The 18,121-nt window shown below is 58.4% G+C and carries 14 protein-coding genes and 1 tRNA gene; 12 read left to right on the top strand and 3 right to left on the bottom strand.

All coding sequences use genetic code 11. From position 1 onward, the window contains the following. Positions 1-96: 96 nt before the first annotated feature. The 9 genes from ACQZ48_RS08310 to rpoC all read left to right on the top strand — a co-directional run bounded on the left by ACQZ48_RS08310 (position 97) and on the right by rpoC (position 12,507). A tRNA-Trp gene (locus ACQZ48_RS08310) sits at positions 97-172 on the top strand. A 184-nt stretch (positions 173-356) separates the two neighbouring features. Continuing rightward, the gene (secE, locus tag ACQZ48_RS08305; RefSeq protein WP_042618546.1) at positions 357-557 is read left to right on the top strand and encodes a preprotein translocase subunit SecE; all 201 of its coding nucleotides are present in this window, start codon (positions 357-359) and stop codon (positions 555-557) included. A 45-nt stretch (positions 558-602) separates the two neighbouring features. Continuing rightward, positions 603-1,133 carry a transcription termination/antitermination protein NusG gene (nusG, locus tag ACQZ48_RS08300; RefSeq protein WP_003523721.1) on the top strand — a complete coding sequence of 177 codons (531 nt, stop codon included), beginning with the start codon at positions 603-605 and terminating at the stop codon, positions 1,131-1,133. A gap of 144 nt (positions 1,134-1,277) precedes the next feature. Next, entirely contained in the window at positions 1,278-1,709 is a 432-nt protein-coding gene (gene rplK, locus ACQZ48_RS08295; RefSeq protein ID WP_003523723.1) for a 50S ribosomal protein L11, read from the top strand. 2 nt (positions 1,710-1,711) lie between these two features. Beyond that, positions 1,712-2,407, top strand: coding sequence for a 50S ribosomal protein L1 (gene rplA / locus ACQZ48_RS08290; RefSeq protein WP_077981788.1), 696 nt, complete (start codon positions 1,712-1,714; stop codon positions 2,405-2,407). A gap of 356 nt (positions 2,408-2,763) precedes the next feature. Continuing rightward, a complete protein-coding gene (rplJ, locus tag ACQZ48_RS08285) occupies positions 2,764-3,282 on the top strand; it encodes a 50S ribosomal protein L10 (RefSeq protein WP_004442637.1) in 519 nt (172 codons plus the stop codon). Between the two features lie 59 nt (positions 3,283-3,341). Next, complete coding sequence (gene rplL / locus ACQZ48_RS08280) at positions 3,342-3,719, top strand: 50S ribosomal protein L7/L12 (RefSeq protein WP_077981787.1); 378 nt, start codon at positions 3,342-3,344, stop codon at positions 3,717-3,719. 262 nt (positions 3,720-3,981) lie between these two features. After that, positions 3,982-8,118: a DNA-directed RNA polymerase subunit beta gene (gene rpoB, locus ACQZ48_RS08275; protein ID WP_080790399.1), complete on the top strand. Its 4,137-nt coding sequence runs from the start codon at positions 3,982-3,984 to the stop codon at positions 8,116-8,118. 180 nt (positions 8,119-8,298) lie between these two features. Then, positions 8,299-12,507 (top strand): DNA-directed RNA polymerase subunit beta', encoded by a 4,209-nt coding sequence (gene rpoC / locus ACQZ48_RS08270; protein WP_077981785.1) that lies wholly within the window; start codon positions 8,299-8,301, stop codon positions 12,505-12,507. A 143-nt stretch (positions 12,508-12,650) separates the two neighbouring features. On the opposite strand, the gene ACQZ48_RS08265 is transcribed toward rpoC, so the two are convergent. From ACQZ48_RS08265 to ACQZ48_RS08255, 3 genes are all read right to left on the bottom strand, one after another. After that, entirely contained in the window at positions 12,651-13,736 is a 1,086-nt protein-coding gene (locus ACQZ48_RS08265; protein WP_191218664.1) for a helix-turn-helix domain-containing protein, read from the bottom strand. 98 nt (positions 13,737-13,834) lie between these two features. Beyond that, entirely contained in the window at positions 13,835-14,185 is a 351-nt protein-coding gene (locus ACQZ48_RS08260; RefSeq protein WP_191218663.1) for a VOC family protein, read from the bottom strand. A gap of 10 nt (positions 14,186-14,195) precedes the next feature. Next, positions 14,196-14,489 carry a transcriptional regulator gene (locus ACQZ48_RS08255; protein WP_065655890.1) on the bottom strand — a complete coding sequence of 98 codons (294 nt, stop codon included), beginning with the start codon at positions 14,487-14,489 and terminating at the stop codon, positions 14,196-14,198. A 526-nt stretch (positions 14,490-15,015) separates the two neighbouring features. Between ACQZ48_RS08255 and rpsL the strand changes: the two genes are divergently transcribed. From rpsL to fusA, 3 genes are all read left to right on the top strand, one after another. Further along, complete coding sequence (rpsL, locus tag ACQZ48_RS08250) at positions 15,016-15,387, top strand: 30S ribosomal protein S12 (protein WP_003507760.1); 372 nt, start codon at positions 15,016-15,018, stop codon at positions 15,385-15,387. Positions 15,388-15,464: 77 nt separating this feature from the next. Then, positions 15,465-15,935: a 30S ribosomal protein S7 gene (gene rpsG / locus ACQZ48_RS08245; protein ID WP_003507761.1), complete on the top strand. Its 471-nt coding sequence runs from the start codon at positions 15,465-15,467 to the stop codon at positions 15,933-15,935. A gap of 34 nt (positions 15,936-15,969) precedes the next feature. Continuing rightward, positions 15,970-18,069 (top strand): elongation factor G, encoded by a 2,100-nt coding sequence (gene fusA, locus ACQZ48_RS08240; protein ID WP_065113660.1) that lies wholly within the window; start codon positions 15,970-15,972, stop codon positions 18,067-18,069. Positions 18,070-18,121 lie beyond the last annotated feature (52 nt).

Raw genomic sequence — 18,121 nt, 5'->3', positions numbered from 1 at the left:
AAAAAACAAAAAACACACTTGCCATTCTTTCCCCTGCACCTTAAAGGAGCGCATACCGAATTGGCCAAGCGATTTCGCGGCCGGTTCAGGTGATGAAGGGGTATAGCTCAGTTGGTAGAGCGGCGGTCTCCAAAACCGCAGGTCGGGGGTTCGAGCCCCTCTGCCCCTGCCACTTTCCATTCGCAAGCGCGGTTTTCGCTGCATGGCAGATGGGGCCGGTTTACCGGCGAATTTCGCCGAATGTCGATTTCCTCTTGTTAAAAGTGGAATCGATGTTTATGTAGGGTCAAAACAGACACGCGGTGCGTGGGGCTGATCAGTATCGGCTTTACGCGCCGTAATTGCGTGGGCAGTCAATGGCATCCAAAACCAATCCGTTTACGTTTCTGCAGCAGGTTCGCGCCGAAGCGTCAAAGATCACTTGGCCGTCGCGCCGCGAGACCATGATTTCGACGGCTATGGTGCTGGTGATGGTCATTTTTGCGGCTCTGTTCTTCTTTGCTGCGGACCAGCTCATCGGCTGGCTGCTCAGCCTGGTGCTGAGTGTGGGCCGGTAACGGCACGCTCAAGGGCCCGGTAGAAGGATCGAACGGAGAATAAAAATGGCAGCGCGCTGGTATATCGTTCACGCATATTCGAATTTTGAAAAGAAGGTCGCGGAGTCGATCGAGGAAAAAGCCCGTCAGAAGGGTCTGGATCATCTTTTCGAGAAAATCCTCGTGCCGACCGAAAAGGTGGTCGAGGTGCGTCGCGGCCGCAAAGTCGATAGCGAGCGCAAGTTTTTTCCAGGTTACGTGCTTGTGCGCGCCAACCTGACGGATGAGGCCTATCACCTCATCAAGAACACGCCGAAGGTTACCGGTTTCCTCGGTTCGGACAGCAAGCCTGTTCCGATTCCCGATTATGAAGCCGAGCGTATCCTCGGTCAGGTTCAGGAAGGTGTCGAGCGTCCGAAGTCTTCGGTTTCGTTCGAGATCGGCGAGCAGGTTCGCGTTTCCGACGGTCCTTTCGCGTCGTTCAACGGCGTGGTGCAGGATGTCGACGAAGAGCGTTCGCGCCTGAAGGTGGAAGTTTCGATTTTCGGCCGCGCGACACCGGTCGAGCTGGAATACAATCAGGTCGAAAAGGTCTGATTGGCGGGGTGAAGCCCCAAGCGCGTGGAAGGCTAACTGGCTCTTTAAGCCGGGGCAGGGCGCCGCACCACGCAACCGCAGCCGCCGGAGCAATCCGGCTTGAGAGAAGCCGGGTAACCGGTTTGAATTGAAAGGCAGAGAGATATGGCTAAGAAAGTTGCAGGCCAGCTCAAGTTGCAGGTAAAGGCCGGGGCGGCCAATCCGTCCCCGCCGATCGGTCCGGCACTTGGTCAGCGTGGCATTAACATCATGGAATTCTGCAAGGCGTTCAACGCCGCCACGCAGGAAATGGAAAAGGGTATGCCGATTCCGGTCGTCATCACCTATTACCAGGACAAGTCCTTCACCTTCGTCATGAAGCAGCCGCCGATGACGTATTGGCTGAAGAAGGAAGCTAAGATCACCTCCGGTTCCAAGACGCCCGGCAAGGGCGCCAAGGTCGGCTCCATCACCAAGGCTCAGGTCAAGACGATTGCTGAAGCCAAGATGAAGGATCTGAACGCAGCCGACATCGAAGGCGCAATGGCGATGGTTGAGGGCTCTGCCCGCGCCATGGGCCTGGAAGTGGTAGGTTGATCATGGCCAAGGTAGCAAAGCGCATTCAGAAGATCCGCGAAGGCGTGGATTCCAACAAGCTCTACGTTCTCACCGACGCCATTTCGATGGTCAAGGAACGTGCAGTCGCCAAGTTCGACGAAACCGTTGAAGTTTCGATGAACCTCGGCGTTGACCCGCGCCATGCGGACCAGATGGTTCGTGGCGTTGTCAACCTGCCGAACGGCACCGGCCGTGACGTTCGCGTCGCCGTCTTCGCACGTGGCGCCAAGGCCGATGAAGCCACGGCTGCTGGTGCTGACGTTGTTGGTGCAGAGGAACTGGTTGAAATCGTTCAGGGCGGCAAGATCGACTTCGATCGCTGCATCGCGACCCCGGACATGATGCCGCTCGTCGGCCGTCTCGGCAAGGTACTCGGCCCGCGTGGCATGATGCCGAACCCGAAGGTCGGAACCGTGACCATGGACGTTGCCGGTGCCGTCAAGGCATCCAAGGGCGGCGCTGTCGAATTCCGCGTCGAAAAGGCCGGTATCGTACACGCTGGCGTTGGCAAGGCTTCGTTCGACGCCAAGGCTCTTGAAGAAAACATCAAGGCTTTTGCCGATGCCGTCATCAAGGCAAAGCCGGCTGGCGCCAAGGGTAACTACGTCAAGCGCGTGGCGATCTCCTCGACCATGGGTCCGGGCGTCAAGATCGACCCTTCGTCGGTCACCGCTTAATAAATTCTCGCGCTCCCCAGGGGAGTGTGAATAAAAGAATTTCCGGCTCCCAGGGAGCCGGAGATTTCCGGGGAAACCCGGAACTCCTGTCCGAGATTGCGGGTGGCCTTGTCTTTCGGGATTTGGCCTTAATCGTTTAGCCTGCATGAGACGGGTGAGGCTGGATTTGAGGCATCTTTCGATGCCTGACTGTCCGGTTCGAACCTGGTGTGCCTGTGCCTGAAGCCGTTTGCGGCGACAGAGCGGGGGACAGGATCCTCGAGCGTCGCTCGGGATCTTTGTAAAAAAGGTCCCTTGGGGCAAAGGCAAACCCGACGGGTTCACAATCATGTGGTCCCGTCTACTGGAGACAGACAGTGGAAAGAGCGGAAAAACGCGAATTCGTCACGGAGCTGAACGAAGTCTTCAAGGCTTCCGGTTCGGTTGTCGTGGCCCACTATGCTGGTGTCACCGTTGCGCAGATGAACGACTTCCGTTCGAAGATGCGCGCTGCCGGAGGCACCGTCAAGGTCGCGAAGAACCGCCTGGCCAAGATCGCTCTTCAGGGTACGGAGTCGGAAGGGATGACCAATCTCTTCAAGGGACAGACGCTGATTGCATACAGCACTGACCCGATGATCGCTCCGAAAGTCGTCATGGATTTCGCCAAGACCAACGACAAGGTCGTTGTTTTGGGCGGCGCCATGGGCGCAACCACGCTCAACGCCGAAGCAGTCAAGTCGCTTGCGACCCTGCCTTCGCTCGACGAGCTGCGTGCAAAGCTGCTGGGCCTTCTCAATGCCCCGGCAACTCGCGTCGCAACGGTTGTTGCAGCACCGGCAAGCCAGCTTGCCCGCGTGTTCTCGGCTTACGCCAAGAAGGACGAAGCCGCTTAAGGCGGTTTTTCGCTGTAAATATTCAAACTGGTTCGAACTGAACAAAAGGAACTATCAAAATGGCTGATCTCGCAAAGATCGTAGAAGACCTCTCCTCGCTGACCGTTCTGGAAGCTGCAGAACTGTCGAAGCTTCTTGAAGAAAAGTGGGGCGTTTCCGCTGCTGCTCCGGTAGCTGTTGCTGCTGCTGGCGGTGCTGGCGTTGCTGCTGCTGTTGAAGAAGAAAAGACCGAGTTCGACGTTATCCTGGTTGACGCTGGCGCCAACAAGATCAACGTCATCAAGGAAGTTCGCGGCATCACCGGCCTCGGCCTCAAGGAAGCCAAGGACCTCGTCGAAGGCGCTCCGAAGCCGGTCAAGGAAGCTGTTTCCAAGGCTGAAGCTGCTGATCTCAAGAAGAAGCTTGAGGACGCAGGCGCCAAGGTTGACGTTAAGTAATCTTGCGATTGCTGGCGGGAAGGGGCTTTATGTCCCTTTCCGTCGTCATCGTTTTTAAAACTCATTACCCAAAAGCCGCGTGAAAATGGCTTTTGGGTAATGGGTTCTTCAAGAGAATGGTTCCGAACCGGCTCATCTAGGCAATCCGGCCTGATCGATCCGGGATGTGGAACGAGATTGATGATACCCATTGCTTGACGGGATCGACTGGCCATCGGTTCCCGTCCGTTGCAGGCCCGGATGCAATTTTAAAGGAGCGACGATGGCTCAGACCCTTTCGTTTAACGGTCGCAGGCGCGTACGCAAGTTTTTCGGCAAAATTCCAGAAGTAGCGGAAATGCCGAACCTCATCGAGGTTCAGAAGGCTTCGTATGACCAGTTTCTCATGGTTGACGAGCCCAAGGGTGGCCGTCCCGACGAGGGATTGAATGCCGTATTCAAATCCGTATTCCCGATCACCGATTTCTCGGGCGCGTCCATGCTTGAATTCGTGTCCTACGAATTCGAAGCGCCGAAGTTCGACGTCGAGGAATGCCGTCAGCGCGATCTGACCTATGCAGCGCCGCTCAAGGTGACTCTGCGTCTCATCGTGTTCGATATCGATGAAGATACGGGCGCGAAGTCCATCAAGGACATCAAGGAACAGTCCGTCTACATGGGCGATATGCCGCTCATGACCAATAACGGTACGTTCATCGTCAACGGCACCGAGCGCGTCATCGTTTCGCAGATGCACCGTTCGCCGGGCGTGTTCTTCGATCACGACAAGGGCAAGAGCCATTCTTCCGGCAAGCTGCTGTTTGCTGCCCGCGTCATCCCGTATCGCGGTTCCTGGCTCGACATCGAGTTCGACGCCAAGGACATCGTCTATGCGCGTATCGACCGCCGCCGCAAGATCCCCGTGACCTCGCTGCTGATGGCGCTTGGCATGGACGGCGAAGACATTCTGTCGACCTTCTACACCAAGGCTTCCTATGAGCGCGACGGCGACGGCTGGCGCATTCCCTTCCAGCCCGAGACGCTGAAGAACGCCAAGGTCATCACCGACATGATCGACGCCGATACCGGCGAAGTCGTGGTCGAAGGCGGCAAGAAGCTGACCCCGCGCCTGATCCGCCAGCTGACGGAGAAGGGCCTGAAGGCGCTGAAGGCGACCGACGAAGACCTTTACGGCAACTATCTGGCCGAAGACATCGTCAACTACGAGACGGGTGAAATCTATCTCGAAGCCGGCGACGAAATCGACGAGAAGACCCTCGGTCTCATCCTGCAGTCGGGCTTCGACGAGATTCCGGTCCTCAACATCGACCACGTCAATGTTGGTGCCTATATCCGCAACACGCTGTCTGCGGACAAGAACGAGAACCGTCAGGAAGCCCTGTTCGACATCTACCGCGTCATGCGTCCGGGTGAGCCGCCGACCATGGAATCGGCGGAAGCGATGTTCAACTCGCTGTTCTTCGATGCAGAGCGTTACGATCTGTCGGCCGTCGGCCGCGTCAAGATGAACATGCGCCTCGACCTCGATGCGGAAGACACCGTGCGCACGCTGCGCAAGGAAGACATCCTCGCGGTTGTCAAGATGCTGGTCGAACTGCGCGACGGCAAGGGCGAAATCGACGACATCGACAACCTCGGCAACCGCCGTGTTCGCTCTGTCGGCGAACTGATGGAAAACCAGTATCGTCTGGGCCTTCTGCGGATGGAACGTGCGATCAAGGAACGTATGTCCTCGATCGAAATCGACACCGTGATGCCGCAGGACCTGATCAACGCGAAGCCGGCGGCCGCCGCTGTTCGCGAATTCTTCGGTTCCTCGCAGCTTTCGCAGTTCATGGACCAGGTGAACCCGCTTTCGGAAATCACCCACAAGCGCCGTCTTTCTGCTCTTGGACCGGGTGGTCTGACCCGCGAGCGCGCAGGCTTCGAAGTCCGCGACGTTCACCCGACCCATTACGGCCGTATTTGCCCGATCGAAACGCCGGAAGGCCCGAACATCGGTCTGATCAACTCGCTTGCAACCTTCGCCCGCGTCAACAAGTACGGCTTCATCGAAAGCCCGTACCGCAAGATCGTCGAAGGTAAGGTGACCAATGACGTGATCTACCTTTCCGCGATGGAAGAGGCCAAGTATTACGTCGCGCAGGCCAACGCGCCGCTCAATGAAGACGGTTCGTTCTCGGAAGAGTTCGTCGTCTGCCGTCACTCGGGCGAAGTTATGCTCGCACCGCGTGACAACATCAACCTGATGGACGTTTCGCCGAAGCAGCTCGTTTCGGTCGCAGCGGCGCTCATTCCGTTCCTGGAAAACGACGACGCCAACCGCGCTCTCATGGGCTCGAACATGCAGCGTCAGGCCGTTCCGCTTCTGCGCGCCGAGGCGCCGTTCGTCGGTACCGGCATGGAGCCGATCGTCGCCCGTGACTCCGGCGCTGCCATTGCGTCCCGTCGCGGCGGTGTCGTCGATCAGGTGGATGCGACCCGTATCGTTATCCGCGCCACGGAAGACCTCGATGCCGGCAAGTCCGGTGTTGACATCTATCGTCTGCAGAAGTTCCAGCGTTCGAACCAGAACACCTGCGTCAACCAGCGTCCGCTGGTTTCCGTCGGCGACATCATCTCCAAGGGCGATATCATCGCGGACGGTCCGTCGACCGACCTCGGCGATCTGGCTCTCGGCCGCAACGCGCTCGTCGCGTTCATGCCCTGGAACGGCTACAACTACGAAGACTCGATCCTGATGTCGGAGCGTATCGTTTCCGACGACGTGTTCACCTCCATCCACATCGAAGAATTCGAAGTGATGGCGCGAGACACGAAGCTTGGTCCGGAAGAAATCACGCGCGACATTCCGAACGTTTCGGAAGAAGCGCTGAAGAACCTCGACGAAGCCGGTATCGTGTACATCGGTGCGGAAGTTCAGCCGGGCGACATCCTCGTCGGCAAGATCACGCCGAAGGGCGAAAGCCCGATGACGCCGGAAGAAAAGCTTCTGCGCGCCATCTTCGGTGAAAAGGCTTCCGACGTTCGCGACACCTCCATGCGCATGCCTCCGGGCACGTTCGGTACGGTCGTGGAAGTCCGCGTCTTCAACCGTCACGGTGTGGAGAAGGACGAGCGCGCGATGGCTATCGAGCGCGAAGAGATCGAGCGTCTGGCGAAGGACCGCGACGACGAGCAGGCGATCCTCGACCGTAACGTCTATGGCCGTCTGATCGACATGCTGCGTGGTCAGGTTTCGATTGCCGGTCCGAAGGGCTTCAAGAAGGGCGTCGAGCTCTCCAACGCCGTCGTCTCCGAATATCCCCGCTCGCAGTGGTGGATGTTCGCTGTCGAAGACGAGAAGGCTCAGTCCGAGCTGGAAGCGCTTCGCGGCCAGTACGACGAATCCAAGTCGCGCCTTGAACAGCGCTTCATGGACAAGGTCGAAAAAGTCCAGCGTGGCGATGAAATGCCTCCGGGCGTCATGAAGATGGTCAAGGTCTTCGTTGCCGTTAAGCGCAAGATCCAGCCGGGCGACAAGATGGCCGGCCGTCACGGCAACAAGGGCGTTGTGTCGCGCATCGTTCCGGTCGAGGACATGCCGTTCCTCGAAGACGGCACGCATGTCGACATCTGCTTGAACCCGCTCGGCGTGCCTTCGCGCATGAACGTCGGCCAGATCCTCGAAACCCACCTCGCATGGGCATGCGCAGGCATGGGCAAGAAGATCGGCGAGATGCTCGAAGAGTATCGCAAGACGATGGACATCAGCGAGCTTCGCAGCGAGCTGACGGAAATCTACGCGTCTGAAGCCAATGACGAGGTTCAGAGTTTCGATGACGACTCGCTTGTCAAGCTTGCCGAAGAAGCCAAGCGCGGTGTTTCCATCGCGACCCCGGTCTTCGATGGCGCGCATGAGCCTGACGTCGCCGCGATGCTGAAGAAGGCAGGTCTGCATGAATCCGGTCAGTCCGTTCTTTATGACGGTCGTACCGGTGAGCCGTTCGACCGTAAGGTCACCGTCGGCTACATGTACATGATCAAGCTGAACCACCTTGTTGACGACAAGATCCACGCTCGTTCGATCGGTCCTTACTCGCTCGTTACCCAGCAGCCGCTGGGCGGCAAGGCGCAGTTCGGCGGTCAGCGCTTCGGGGAAATGGAAGTCTGGGCTCTGGAAGCATACGGCGCGGCTTACACGCTGCAGGAAATGCTCACCGTCAAGTCGGACGACGTGGCGGGCCGCACCAAGGTCTACGAAGCGATCGTCCGTGGCGACGACACCTTCGAGGCCGGTATTCCGGAGAGCTTCAACGTTCTCGTCAAGGAAATGCGGTCGCTGGGTCTTTCGGTCGAACTGGAAAACTCGAAGATCGAGAACCAGCCCGAAGACCAGCTGCCCGACGCGGCGGAATAAGACGATAGAGGCGGGCGCCTGCAAGGGCGCCTGCCGGTTTCCCGGACGGTATTGACCGGTTCGGGACACTTTCGCCGCATTATGCGGTTAATCCGTATTTAAAGCTCTGGACGGCGACCCGGGAAGAAGCCGGTCCGGATGCAAACAGGGGCAGCAGCTAGCCTCTCAAGGAGACAAGGCATGAACCAAGAGGTCATGAATCTTTTCAATCCTCAGGTGCCTGCGCAGCATTTCGATTCCATCCGGATTTCGATCGCTTCGCCGGAAAAAATCCTGTCGTGGTCCTACGGCGAGATCAAGAAGCCGGAAACCATCAACTACCGTACGTTCAAGCCTGAGCGTGACGGTCTTTTCTGCGCGCGTATCTTCGGACCGATCAAGGACTATGAGTGCCTGTGCGGCAAGTACAAGCGCATGAAGTACAAGGGCATCATCTGCGAAAAGTGCGGCGTCGAAGTGACGCTGTCGCGCGTTCGCCGTGAGCGCATGGGCCATATCGAGCTCGCAGCGCCGGTTGCCCACATCTGGTTCCTGAAGTCGCTTCCTTCGCGTATCTCGACCCTGCTCGACATGACGCTGAAGGATGTCGAGCGTGTTCTCTATTTCGAGAACTACATCGTCACCGAACCCGGCCTTACCTCGCTCAAGCAGAACCAGCTTCTGTCTGAAGAAGAGTACATGATTGCCGTCGACGAGTTCGGCGAAGACCAGTTCACCGCCATGATCGGCGCTGAAGCCATCTACGAGATGCTGGCTTCGATGAACCTTGAAAAGATCGCCGGCGACCTGCGTGCCGAACTTGCTGAGACCACGTCCGATCTCAAGCAGAAGAAGCTGATGAAGCGCCTGAAGATCGTCGAGAACTTCATGGAATCCGGCAACCGCCCGGAATGGATGATCATGAAGGTCGTTCCCGTGATCCCGCCGGACCTGCGTCCGCTGGTTCCGCTGGATGGCGGCCGTTTCGCGACGTCCGACCTCAACGATCTCTATCGCCGCGTCATCAACCGTAACAACCGTCTGAAGCGCCTGATCGAGCTTCGTGCGCCTGGCATCATCATCCGCAACGAAAAGCGTATGTTGCAGGAATCCGTCGATGCGCTCTTCGATAACGGTCGTCGCGGTCGCGTCATCACGGGTGCCAACAAGCGTCCGCTGAAGTCGCTCTCCGACATGCTCAAGGGCAAGCAGGGCCGCTTCCGCCAGAACCTTCTCGGCAAGCGCGTCGACTATTCCGGCCGTTCGGTCATCGTGACCGGTCCGGAACTGAAGCTGCACCAGTGCGGCCTGCCGAAGAAGATGGCTCTCGAACTGTTTAAGCCATTCATCTACGCCCGCCTCGACGCCAAGGGTTACTCCTCGACCGTCAAGCAGGCCAAGAAGCTGGTTGAAAAGGAAAAGCCTGAGGTCTGGGATATCCTCGACGAGGTGATCCGCGAACATCCGGTTCTCCTGAACCGCGCACCGACGCTGCACCGTCTGGGCATCCAGGCTTTCGAACCGATGCTGGTCGAAGGCAAGGCCATCCAGCTGCACCCGCTCGTCTGCACGGCCTTCAACGCCGACTTCGACGGTGACCAGATGGCTGTTCACGTTCCGCTTTCGCTGGAAGCCCAGCTGGAAGCGCGCGTGCTGATGATGTCGACCAACAACATCCTGCATCCGGCAAACGGCCACCCGATCATCGTTCCTTCGCAGGACATGGTTCTCGGCCTGTATTACCTGTCGATCATGAACCAGAACGAGCCGGGCGAAGGCATGGCCTTCTCCGACATCGGTGAGTTGCATCACGCGCTTGAAAACAAGGTCGTGACGTTGCATGCTAAGATTCGTGGACGCTTCAAGACCGTGGATGCCGATGGCAAGCCGGTTTCGAAGATCCATGAGACAACCCCTGGCCGTATGCTCATCGGCGAACTTCTGCCGAAGAACGTCAACGTGCCTTTCGACGTCTGCAACCAGGAAATGACCAAGAAGAACATCTCCAAGATGATCGACACGGTCTACCGTCATTGCGGCCAGAAAGACACGGTCATCTTCTGCGACCGCATCATGCAGCTCGGCTTCAGCCACGCCTGCCGCGCCGGCATTTCGTTCGGCAAGGACGACATGGTCATTCCGGACAGCAAGGTGAAGATCGTTGGCGACACCGAAGCTCTCGTGAAGGAATACGAACAGCAGTACAATGATGGTCTCATCACCCAGGGCGAAAAGTACAACAAGGTTGTCGACGCCTGGGGCAAGGCTACCGAAAAGGTCGCCGAAGAAATGATGGCACGCATCAAGGCTGTCGAGTTCGATCCGGAAACGGGCCGCCAGAAGCCGATGAACTCCATCTACATGATGTCCCACTCGGGTGCTCGTGGTTCTCCGAACCAGATGCGTCAGCTGGGCGGCATGCGCGGCCTGATGGCGAAGCCGTCGGGTGAAATCATCGAGACGCCGATCATCTCGAACTTTAAGGAAGGCCTGACCGTTAACGAGTACTTCAACTCGACCCACGGTGCCCGTAAGGGTCTCGCAGACACCGCCCTGAAGACCGCGAACTCCGGTTACCTGACCCGTCGTCTCGTCGACGTCGCGCAGGATTGCATCGTCAACTCCAGGGATTGCGGCACCGACAAGGGCCTCACCATGACGGCCATCGTCGATGCCGGTCAGGTCGTTGCTTCGCTCGGCGCACGTATCCTCGGTCGTACGGCTCTGGACGATATCGACAACCCGGTCACCGGCGAAAACATCGTCAAGGCTGGGACTCTGATCGACGAAGCGGACGTTGCGACCATCGAAAAGGCCGGCATCCAGTCCGTCCGCATCCGCTCTGCGCTTACCTGCGAAGTGCAGATCGGCGTCTGCGGCGTCTGCTACGGTCGTGACCTTGCACGCGGTACGCCTGTCAACATGGGCGAAGCCGTTGGCGTCATCGCCGCGCAGTCGATCGGTGAACCGGGCACGCAGCTCACCATGCGTACCTTCCACCTTGGCGGTACGGCAAACGTGGTCGACCAGTCGTTCCTCGAAGCGTCGTATGAAGGCACGATCCAGATCAAGAACCGCAACATCCTGCGGAACTCCGAAGGCGTTCTCATCGCCATGGGCCGTAACATGTCCGTTACGATCCTTGACGAGCGCGGCGCGGAACGTTCCACGCAGCGTGTCGCTTATGGTTCGAAGATCTTCGTGGACGATGGCGACAAGGTAAAGCGTGGCCAGCGTCTTGCAGAGTGGGACCCCTACACCCGTCCGATGATGACGGAAGTGGAAGGTACCGTTCACTTCGAAGACCTCGTTGACGGCCTCTCCGTTCTGGAAGCGACCGACGAATCCACCGGCATCACCAAGCGTCAGGTCATTGACTGGCGTTCGACGCCGCGCGGTTCGGATCTCAAGCCTGCGATCGTCATCAAGGACGCGTCCGGTGCTGTTGCGAAGCTTGCCCGTGGTGGCGAAGCCCGCTTCCAGCTTTCGGTTGACGCCATCCTGTCGGTCGAGCCGGGTGCGAAGGTCTCCCAGGGCGACGTGCTTGCACGTTCGCCGCTGGAAAGCGCCAAGACGAAGGACATCACCGGTGGTCTGCCGCGCGTTGCCGAACTGTTCGAAGCCCGTCGTCCGAAGGACCACGCCATCATCGCAGAGATCGATGGTACGATCCGCCTCGGCCGCGACTACAAGAACAAGCGTCGCGTGATGATCGAACCTGCGGAAGACGGCGTCGAGCCAGTCGAATACCTGATCCCGAAGGGCAAGCCCTTCCACCTTCAGGAAGGCGACTATATCGAAAAGGGTGAATACATCCTCGACGGTAACCCGGCACCGCACGACATTCTGGCGATCAAGGGTGTGGAGGCTCTGGCTTCCTACCTCGTGAACGAAATCCAGGAAGTCTACCGACTGCAGGGCGTTGTGATCAACGACAAGCACATCGAGGTGATCGTTCGCCAGATGCTGCAGAAGGTTGAGATCACCGATGCCGGTGACAGCCAGTATATCGTTGGCGACAATGTCGACCGTATCGAGATGGAAGACATGAACGACCGTCTGATCGAAGAGGGCAAGAAGCCTGCGTATGGCGAGCCGGTTCTGCTCGGCATCACCAAGGCTTCGCTGCAGACGCCGTCCTTCATCTCGGCCGCATCCTTCCAGGAGACCACCAAGGTTCTCACGGAAGCTGCGATTGCCGGCAAGACGGACACGCTGCAGGGCCTCAAGGAAAACGTCATCGTCGGCCGTCTCATCCCGGCCGGTACCGGCGGCACCATGACGCAGATCCGCCGCATCGCCACCTCGCGCGACGACCTCATTCTCGAGGAACGCCGCAAGGGTACGGGCGCAGGCTCTGCGAACCAGATGCTGCAGGACATGACGGACCAGGCTCCGGCCGCCGAATAAGGCGGGAAGGGCAGGGGCTTTGCGAAGCCCCTCCGAAATTCAGAGCAAGACGCCCGGAGCAATCCGGGCGTTTTTTGTTTTGCGGAATTCGGGGTTGGTCATCCCTCGTCAGTGAACTCGGATATTCATCCCGGCGCGATGGGTTAGCCCTGCCCGGGGATGTTATAGCGGGTGAGAACGGAAAGCCGGCGAACGAGATCGGTCTTGCCGGTGCTGCCGGTCTTTGCATAGATCGACTTGGCGTTGCTTCGAACGGTTTCGTGGGAGACTTTCAGTTGCTTCGCCACGGCTGGAAGCGAAAGCCCCTTCATGATTTCCAGCGCTACCCGCGCTTCGCCATTGGTGAGATCGTAGAGACCCTTCAGCAATGTGTTTGCATCGGCAATGGCACCCGTCGGTTGCGATACGAGCACGATGGCGTTGCCGTTGGGTGAAAAATCCATTGCGCTCTTGCGCAGCGGTATGAGGTGAAGAATGCAGGCGCCGTCAGCGCTGGCGGGGAGAGGGAAGGAGCCGGCGTCTTGCCCGGAGAGTGCCTTGTAGAGCAGTCGGTTCACTCCCTCATCGGCAATGGAGATCCTGTCGCGCGTGCGGGCGGAAAAGCATTTCTGTAATGACAGGAACAGATCGTTGGCCGAGAGGATGCGGCCGCTCGTCTGCAGCACGGCGGCCGGCGCGCCAATGGCGTTGAGACCAAAGGTCATCGCATCAGCCTTCTGACGCTGCAACTGTGTTGCGAGGGTGAGGCTGCGGGCGATATGCGGCCTCAGTCCGCCGAGTGCAGCCATGGTCTCAGGCGTGATGACGCCTGCGTCGAGCCTGCGTTCAAACAGCACTGTCATTTCCGGATGGCCGGGTGGAGCGACCTGCGTTGCTGCGCCGTAGCCCAGACCGCGGGGCACGAGAAAGTCACGAACGATCGGCAACTCGGCCCATTCCTCATGGTTGAAGACGTCCAAATCCTGCGCGAAAGAGAATTGGCCTTCCCGCGCGATGCGGCTGAGGCGATCATTGCGATGGTTCCAGCCGCCCGCCACGAAGTCCTTCATCAGTTCCTGAAAGCTGGGCGTGTAAAGCCAGACCTGGTCTTCTCCCTTGCCCCAGGTAATCGCGCCGCCCCAGAAATTCAGATGGCGGCAAACAGCTACCAGAACCTGCATCCAGCGGTCAGGAAAAAGCGCCGCTTCATAAATGTTATCGATGATGTCTGCCGACGATATAGTATCCAACCCGCCACCGAAAATTTGCGTCGGAACTATTCTAGGCTGATGCGGGCCAGATGTTCAATGTATAAAGAATTAATACTATTGTATCCAAAGTATATAATCTATGAGTGACTTAATATATTGATGAGTTTGCCGAAGGGATCGCGCACGAACAGGCGCCGTACACCCCACGCCTCGACTGCGGGGCCGTATTCGATCGGCAACTCGGCCGTCAGGATTCGGGCGTGGACCTCGTCGAAATCGTCGACCTCGATGGAGAGGTCCGGCACATCCGTGCCGGCGCCACCTTCGCGTGCGAAACTCACCTGAGCCCGCGCTTCGAGCGGGCTCGCATGGGTGACGATCCAGCCATGATCCATGGCGACGGGCATGCCGAGAATGTCACCGTAGAACGCCTGAGCCCGCGCGGGCTCTGGCGTTGCTATATTGGCGACGACACGTCTGACCGCCATGGCTTGAACCTCAGGCGAAGCGGATGATGGCGACTTCGCCTTCGAGAGCTCCCTGATAGGCGGAGGCGTGCGGCTCTTCATCCGGGATATCGGTCAGCATGCCGATCTGGTCGAGATCGGCTTCGATGAAGCCTTCCTCGGAAAGCGCGTTCAGCGTTTCGCGCACGGCGGTATCGTCGTCCGGCGCCCTGAGGATGACGTGAATGTCGATACCCTCGGAGTTGTCGGTCTCATATGCCTTGCCGATGACGATGAAGACCATCGGCTCGTCGCGTCCGTTGTCGTTGTCGGGGAGGGTGCTCATGACGCGTTCCTTGATCTATCGTTGCTGTCATGCGGGCCGATGGAATCGGTCCCGCGGGTGGCGAGACCGATCCGGCCCGCCCTGAGGGAATCAATAGACGGATTTTATGAAAAGCCAAAGCGCGGAGGTTAAAATCGCTGCCTTCTGCGCAGACTTATGTTAAAGGGCGTTGGAAATGCCCCGGGCTTGGGCTTTGCGGCCAGGGGTGGCGGCGCAAAATGTGGATTCACCCTTGACGAAAGCTGGCTAAAACAGTAGTACGCCCGCCATCGGAGCCTCTGTGGGTGCTGGCCGTTCGGTAAGCTTTTTCCCGAACATCATCTCAAACGGGTCTCCATTGCACGTAGAAGACACGAATGTTGCACGCAAGACGCCTCATCCGGTGTCCTCTGCTCTTGGTGGTCCATCCGTGAAAACGGATCGGGCCACGTTTTGCGCATGAGGATATATGCGTGCATCGTCGCCGGCAACGGCATAGCCGCCACCCGTGAGGGTGGCTAAAGTAGTTTTTGCAAGGGATGGTTATATGCCTACCGTAAACCAGCTGATCCGCAAGCCTCGCCAGGCACAGGTAAAGCGCAACAAGGTTCCTGCTCTTCAGGAAAACCCGCAGAAGCGTGGCGTTTGCACCCGCGTTTACACGACGACCCCGAAGAAGCCGAACTCGGCTCTGCGTAAGGTTGCCAAGATCCGTCTCACCAACGGCTTTGAAGTTATCGGCTACATTCCGGGCGAAGGTCACAACCTTCAGGAACACTCCGTGGTCATGATCCGCGGCGGCCGCGTAAAGGACTTGCCGGGTGTGCGTTACCACATCATCCGCGGTGTTCTCGATACCCAGGGCGTCAAGAACCGCAAGCAGCGCCGCTCCAAGTACGGTGCGAAGCGTCCGAAGTAATTCGGTTTAAACAAATTCCGGCGCTGCGCGAGGTTCTCCGCGTGGTTTAGCGTCAATAACATTGAGAGACAAAGAATATGTCCCGTCGCCATAGTGCAGAAAAGCGTGAGATCAACCCGGACCCGAAGTTCGGCGATCTGGTCGTCACCAAGTTCATGAACGCCATCATGCTTCACGGCAAGAAGTCGGTCGCAGAAAGCATCGTTTACGGCGCATTCGACGTCGTTCAGGGCAAGACGAAGCAGGAGCCGCTCGGCGTGTTCCACTCCGCCCTCGACAACGTCGCTCCGCACGTTGAAGTGCGTTCGCGCCGCGTTGGTGGTGCAACCTACCAGGTCCCGGTCGACGTTCGCCCCGAGCGCCGTCAGGCCCTCGCTATCCGCTGGCTGATCACGGCTGCCCGCAAGCGCAACGAAACGACCATGGTCGATCGCCTTTCCGGCGAACTCATGGACGCTGCGAACAACCGCGGTTCCGCTGTCAAGAAGCGCGAAGACACGCACAAGATGGCCGACGCCAACCGCGCATTCTCGCATTACCGCTGGTAATCTTAACCGGTCGCATATCGAAAGGCAGTCCATTATGGCTCGCGAATATAAAATCGAAGACTACCGCAATTTCGGTATCATGGCGCATATCGACGCCGGCAAGACGACGACCACCGAGCGTATTCTTTATTACACCGGTAAGTCGCACAAGATCGGCGAAGTTCACGATGGCGCAGCCACGATGGACTGGATGGAGCAGGAGCAGGAGCGTGGTATCACCATCACGTCTGCTGCGACCACGACCTTCTGGAAAGGCCGTGACGGCAAGACCCGCCGCTTCAACATCATCGACACCCCCGGCCACGTCGACTTCACCATCGAAGTCGAGCGTTCGCTGCGCGTTCTCGACGGCGCGATCGCTCTGCTCGACGCCAACGCCGGTGTTGAGCCGCAGACGGAAACCGTCTGGCGTCAGGCTGAGAAGTATCATGTTCCGCGCATGATCTTCTGCAACAAGATGGACAAGACCGGTGCTGACTTCTACCGCTCGGTAGAAATGATCAAGACCCGTCTCGGCGCTACCGCCGTCGTCATGCAGCTGCCGATCGGCGCTGAGACCGAGTTCAAGGGCGTCATCGACCTGGTCGAAATGAATGCTCTCGTATGGCGCGACGAATCGCTCGGCGCTCAGTGGGACGTCGTCGAAATCCCCGAGGACATGAAGGCCAAGGCTGAAGAATATCGCGAAAAGCTGATCGAAACTGTTGTTGAGATCGACGAAGAAGCGATGGAAGCCTACCTCGAAGGTAACTATCCGGATAACGACAAGATTCGTGAACTGGTTCGCCGCGGCACCATCGACGTGAAGTTCCACCCGATGTTCTGCGGTACCGCGTTCAAGAACAAGGGCGTTCAGCCGCTGCTCGACGCCGTCGTCGACTACCTGCCTTCGCCGCTGGATATTCCGGCGATCAAGGGCATCGACGCCAAGACGGAAGCCGAAATCGAGCGTCACGCTGACGATTCCGAGCCGCTGTCCATGCTGGCCTTCAAGATCATGAACGACCCCTTCGTCGGTTCGCTCACCTTCGCACGCATCTACTCCGGCAAGCTCGAAAAGGGCACGTCGGTCATGAACACGGTCAAGGACAAGCGCGAGCGCGTCGGCCGTATGCTGCAGATGCACTCCAACAGCCGTGAAGACATCGAAGAAGCCTATGCAGGCGACATCGTTGCTCTGGCCGGTCTGAAGGAAACCACCACGGGTGACACGCTCTGCGATCCGCTGAAGCCGGTTATCCTCGAGCGCATGGAATTCCCCGAGCCGGTCATCCAGATCGCGATCGAGCCGAAGACCAAGGGCGACCAGGAAAAGATGGGCCTCGCGCTCAACCGTCTGGCTGCAGAAGATCCGTCCTTCCGCGTCAAGACCGACGACGAATCCGGCCAGACCATCATTGCCGGCATGGGCGAACTTCACCTCGACATCATCGTCGACCGCATGCGTCGCGAGTTCAAGGTTGAAGCTACCGTCGGCGCGCCGCAGGTTGCCTACCGCGAAACGATCACCCGTCAGCACGAAGAAGACTACACGCACAAGAAGCAGTCCGGTGGTACCGGCCAGTTCGCCCGCGTGAAGATCATCTTCGAACCGAACCCCGAAGGCGAAGACTTCAAGTTCGAGTCGAAGATCGTCGGCGGTGCTGTTCCGAAGGAATACATCCCGGGCGTTCAGAAGGGTATCGAAAGCGTTCTGTCTTCCGGTCCGCTGGCTGGCTTCCCGATGCTCGGCGTCAAGGCGACGCTGGTTGACGGTGCATTCCACGATGTCGACTCGTCGGTTCTCGCCTTCGAAATCGCATCGCGCGCTTGCTTCCGTGAAGCAGCGAAGAAGGCTGGCGCACAGCTTCTCGAGCCGATGATGAAGGTCGAAGTCGTAACGCCGGAAGACTATGTCGGCGACGTTATCGGCGACCTGAACTCCCGTCGTGGTCAGATCCAGGGCCAGGAAAGCCGTGGTATCGCCGTCGTCATCAACGCGCATGTTCCGCTCGCGAACATGTTCAAGTACGTCGACAACCTGCGCTCCATGTCGCAGGGTCGCGCGCAGTACTCGATGACGTTCGACCACTATTCGCCGGTTCCGTCGAACGTGGCGCAGGAAATCCAGGCTAAGTACTCCGGTCAGAAGTGATCGGGGTACGCCCCACCGAATTTTGAAGATTATTCCCGTCAAGGGACAAGAA

It is taken from the genome of Agrobacterium sp. 22-209-1 (assembly GCF_053522485.1).
This window is presented reverse-complemented; position numbering and strand designations above follow the sequence as displayed.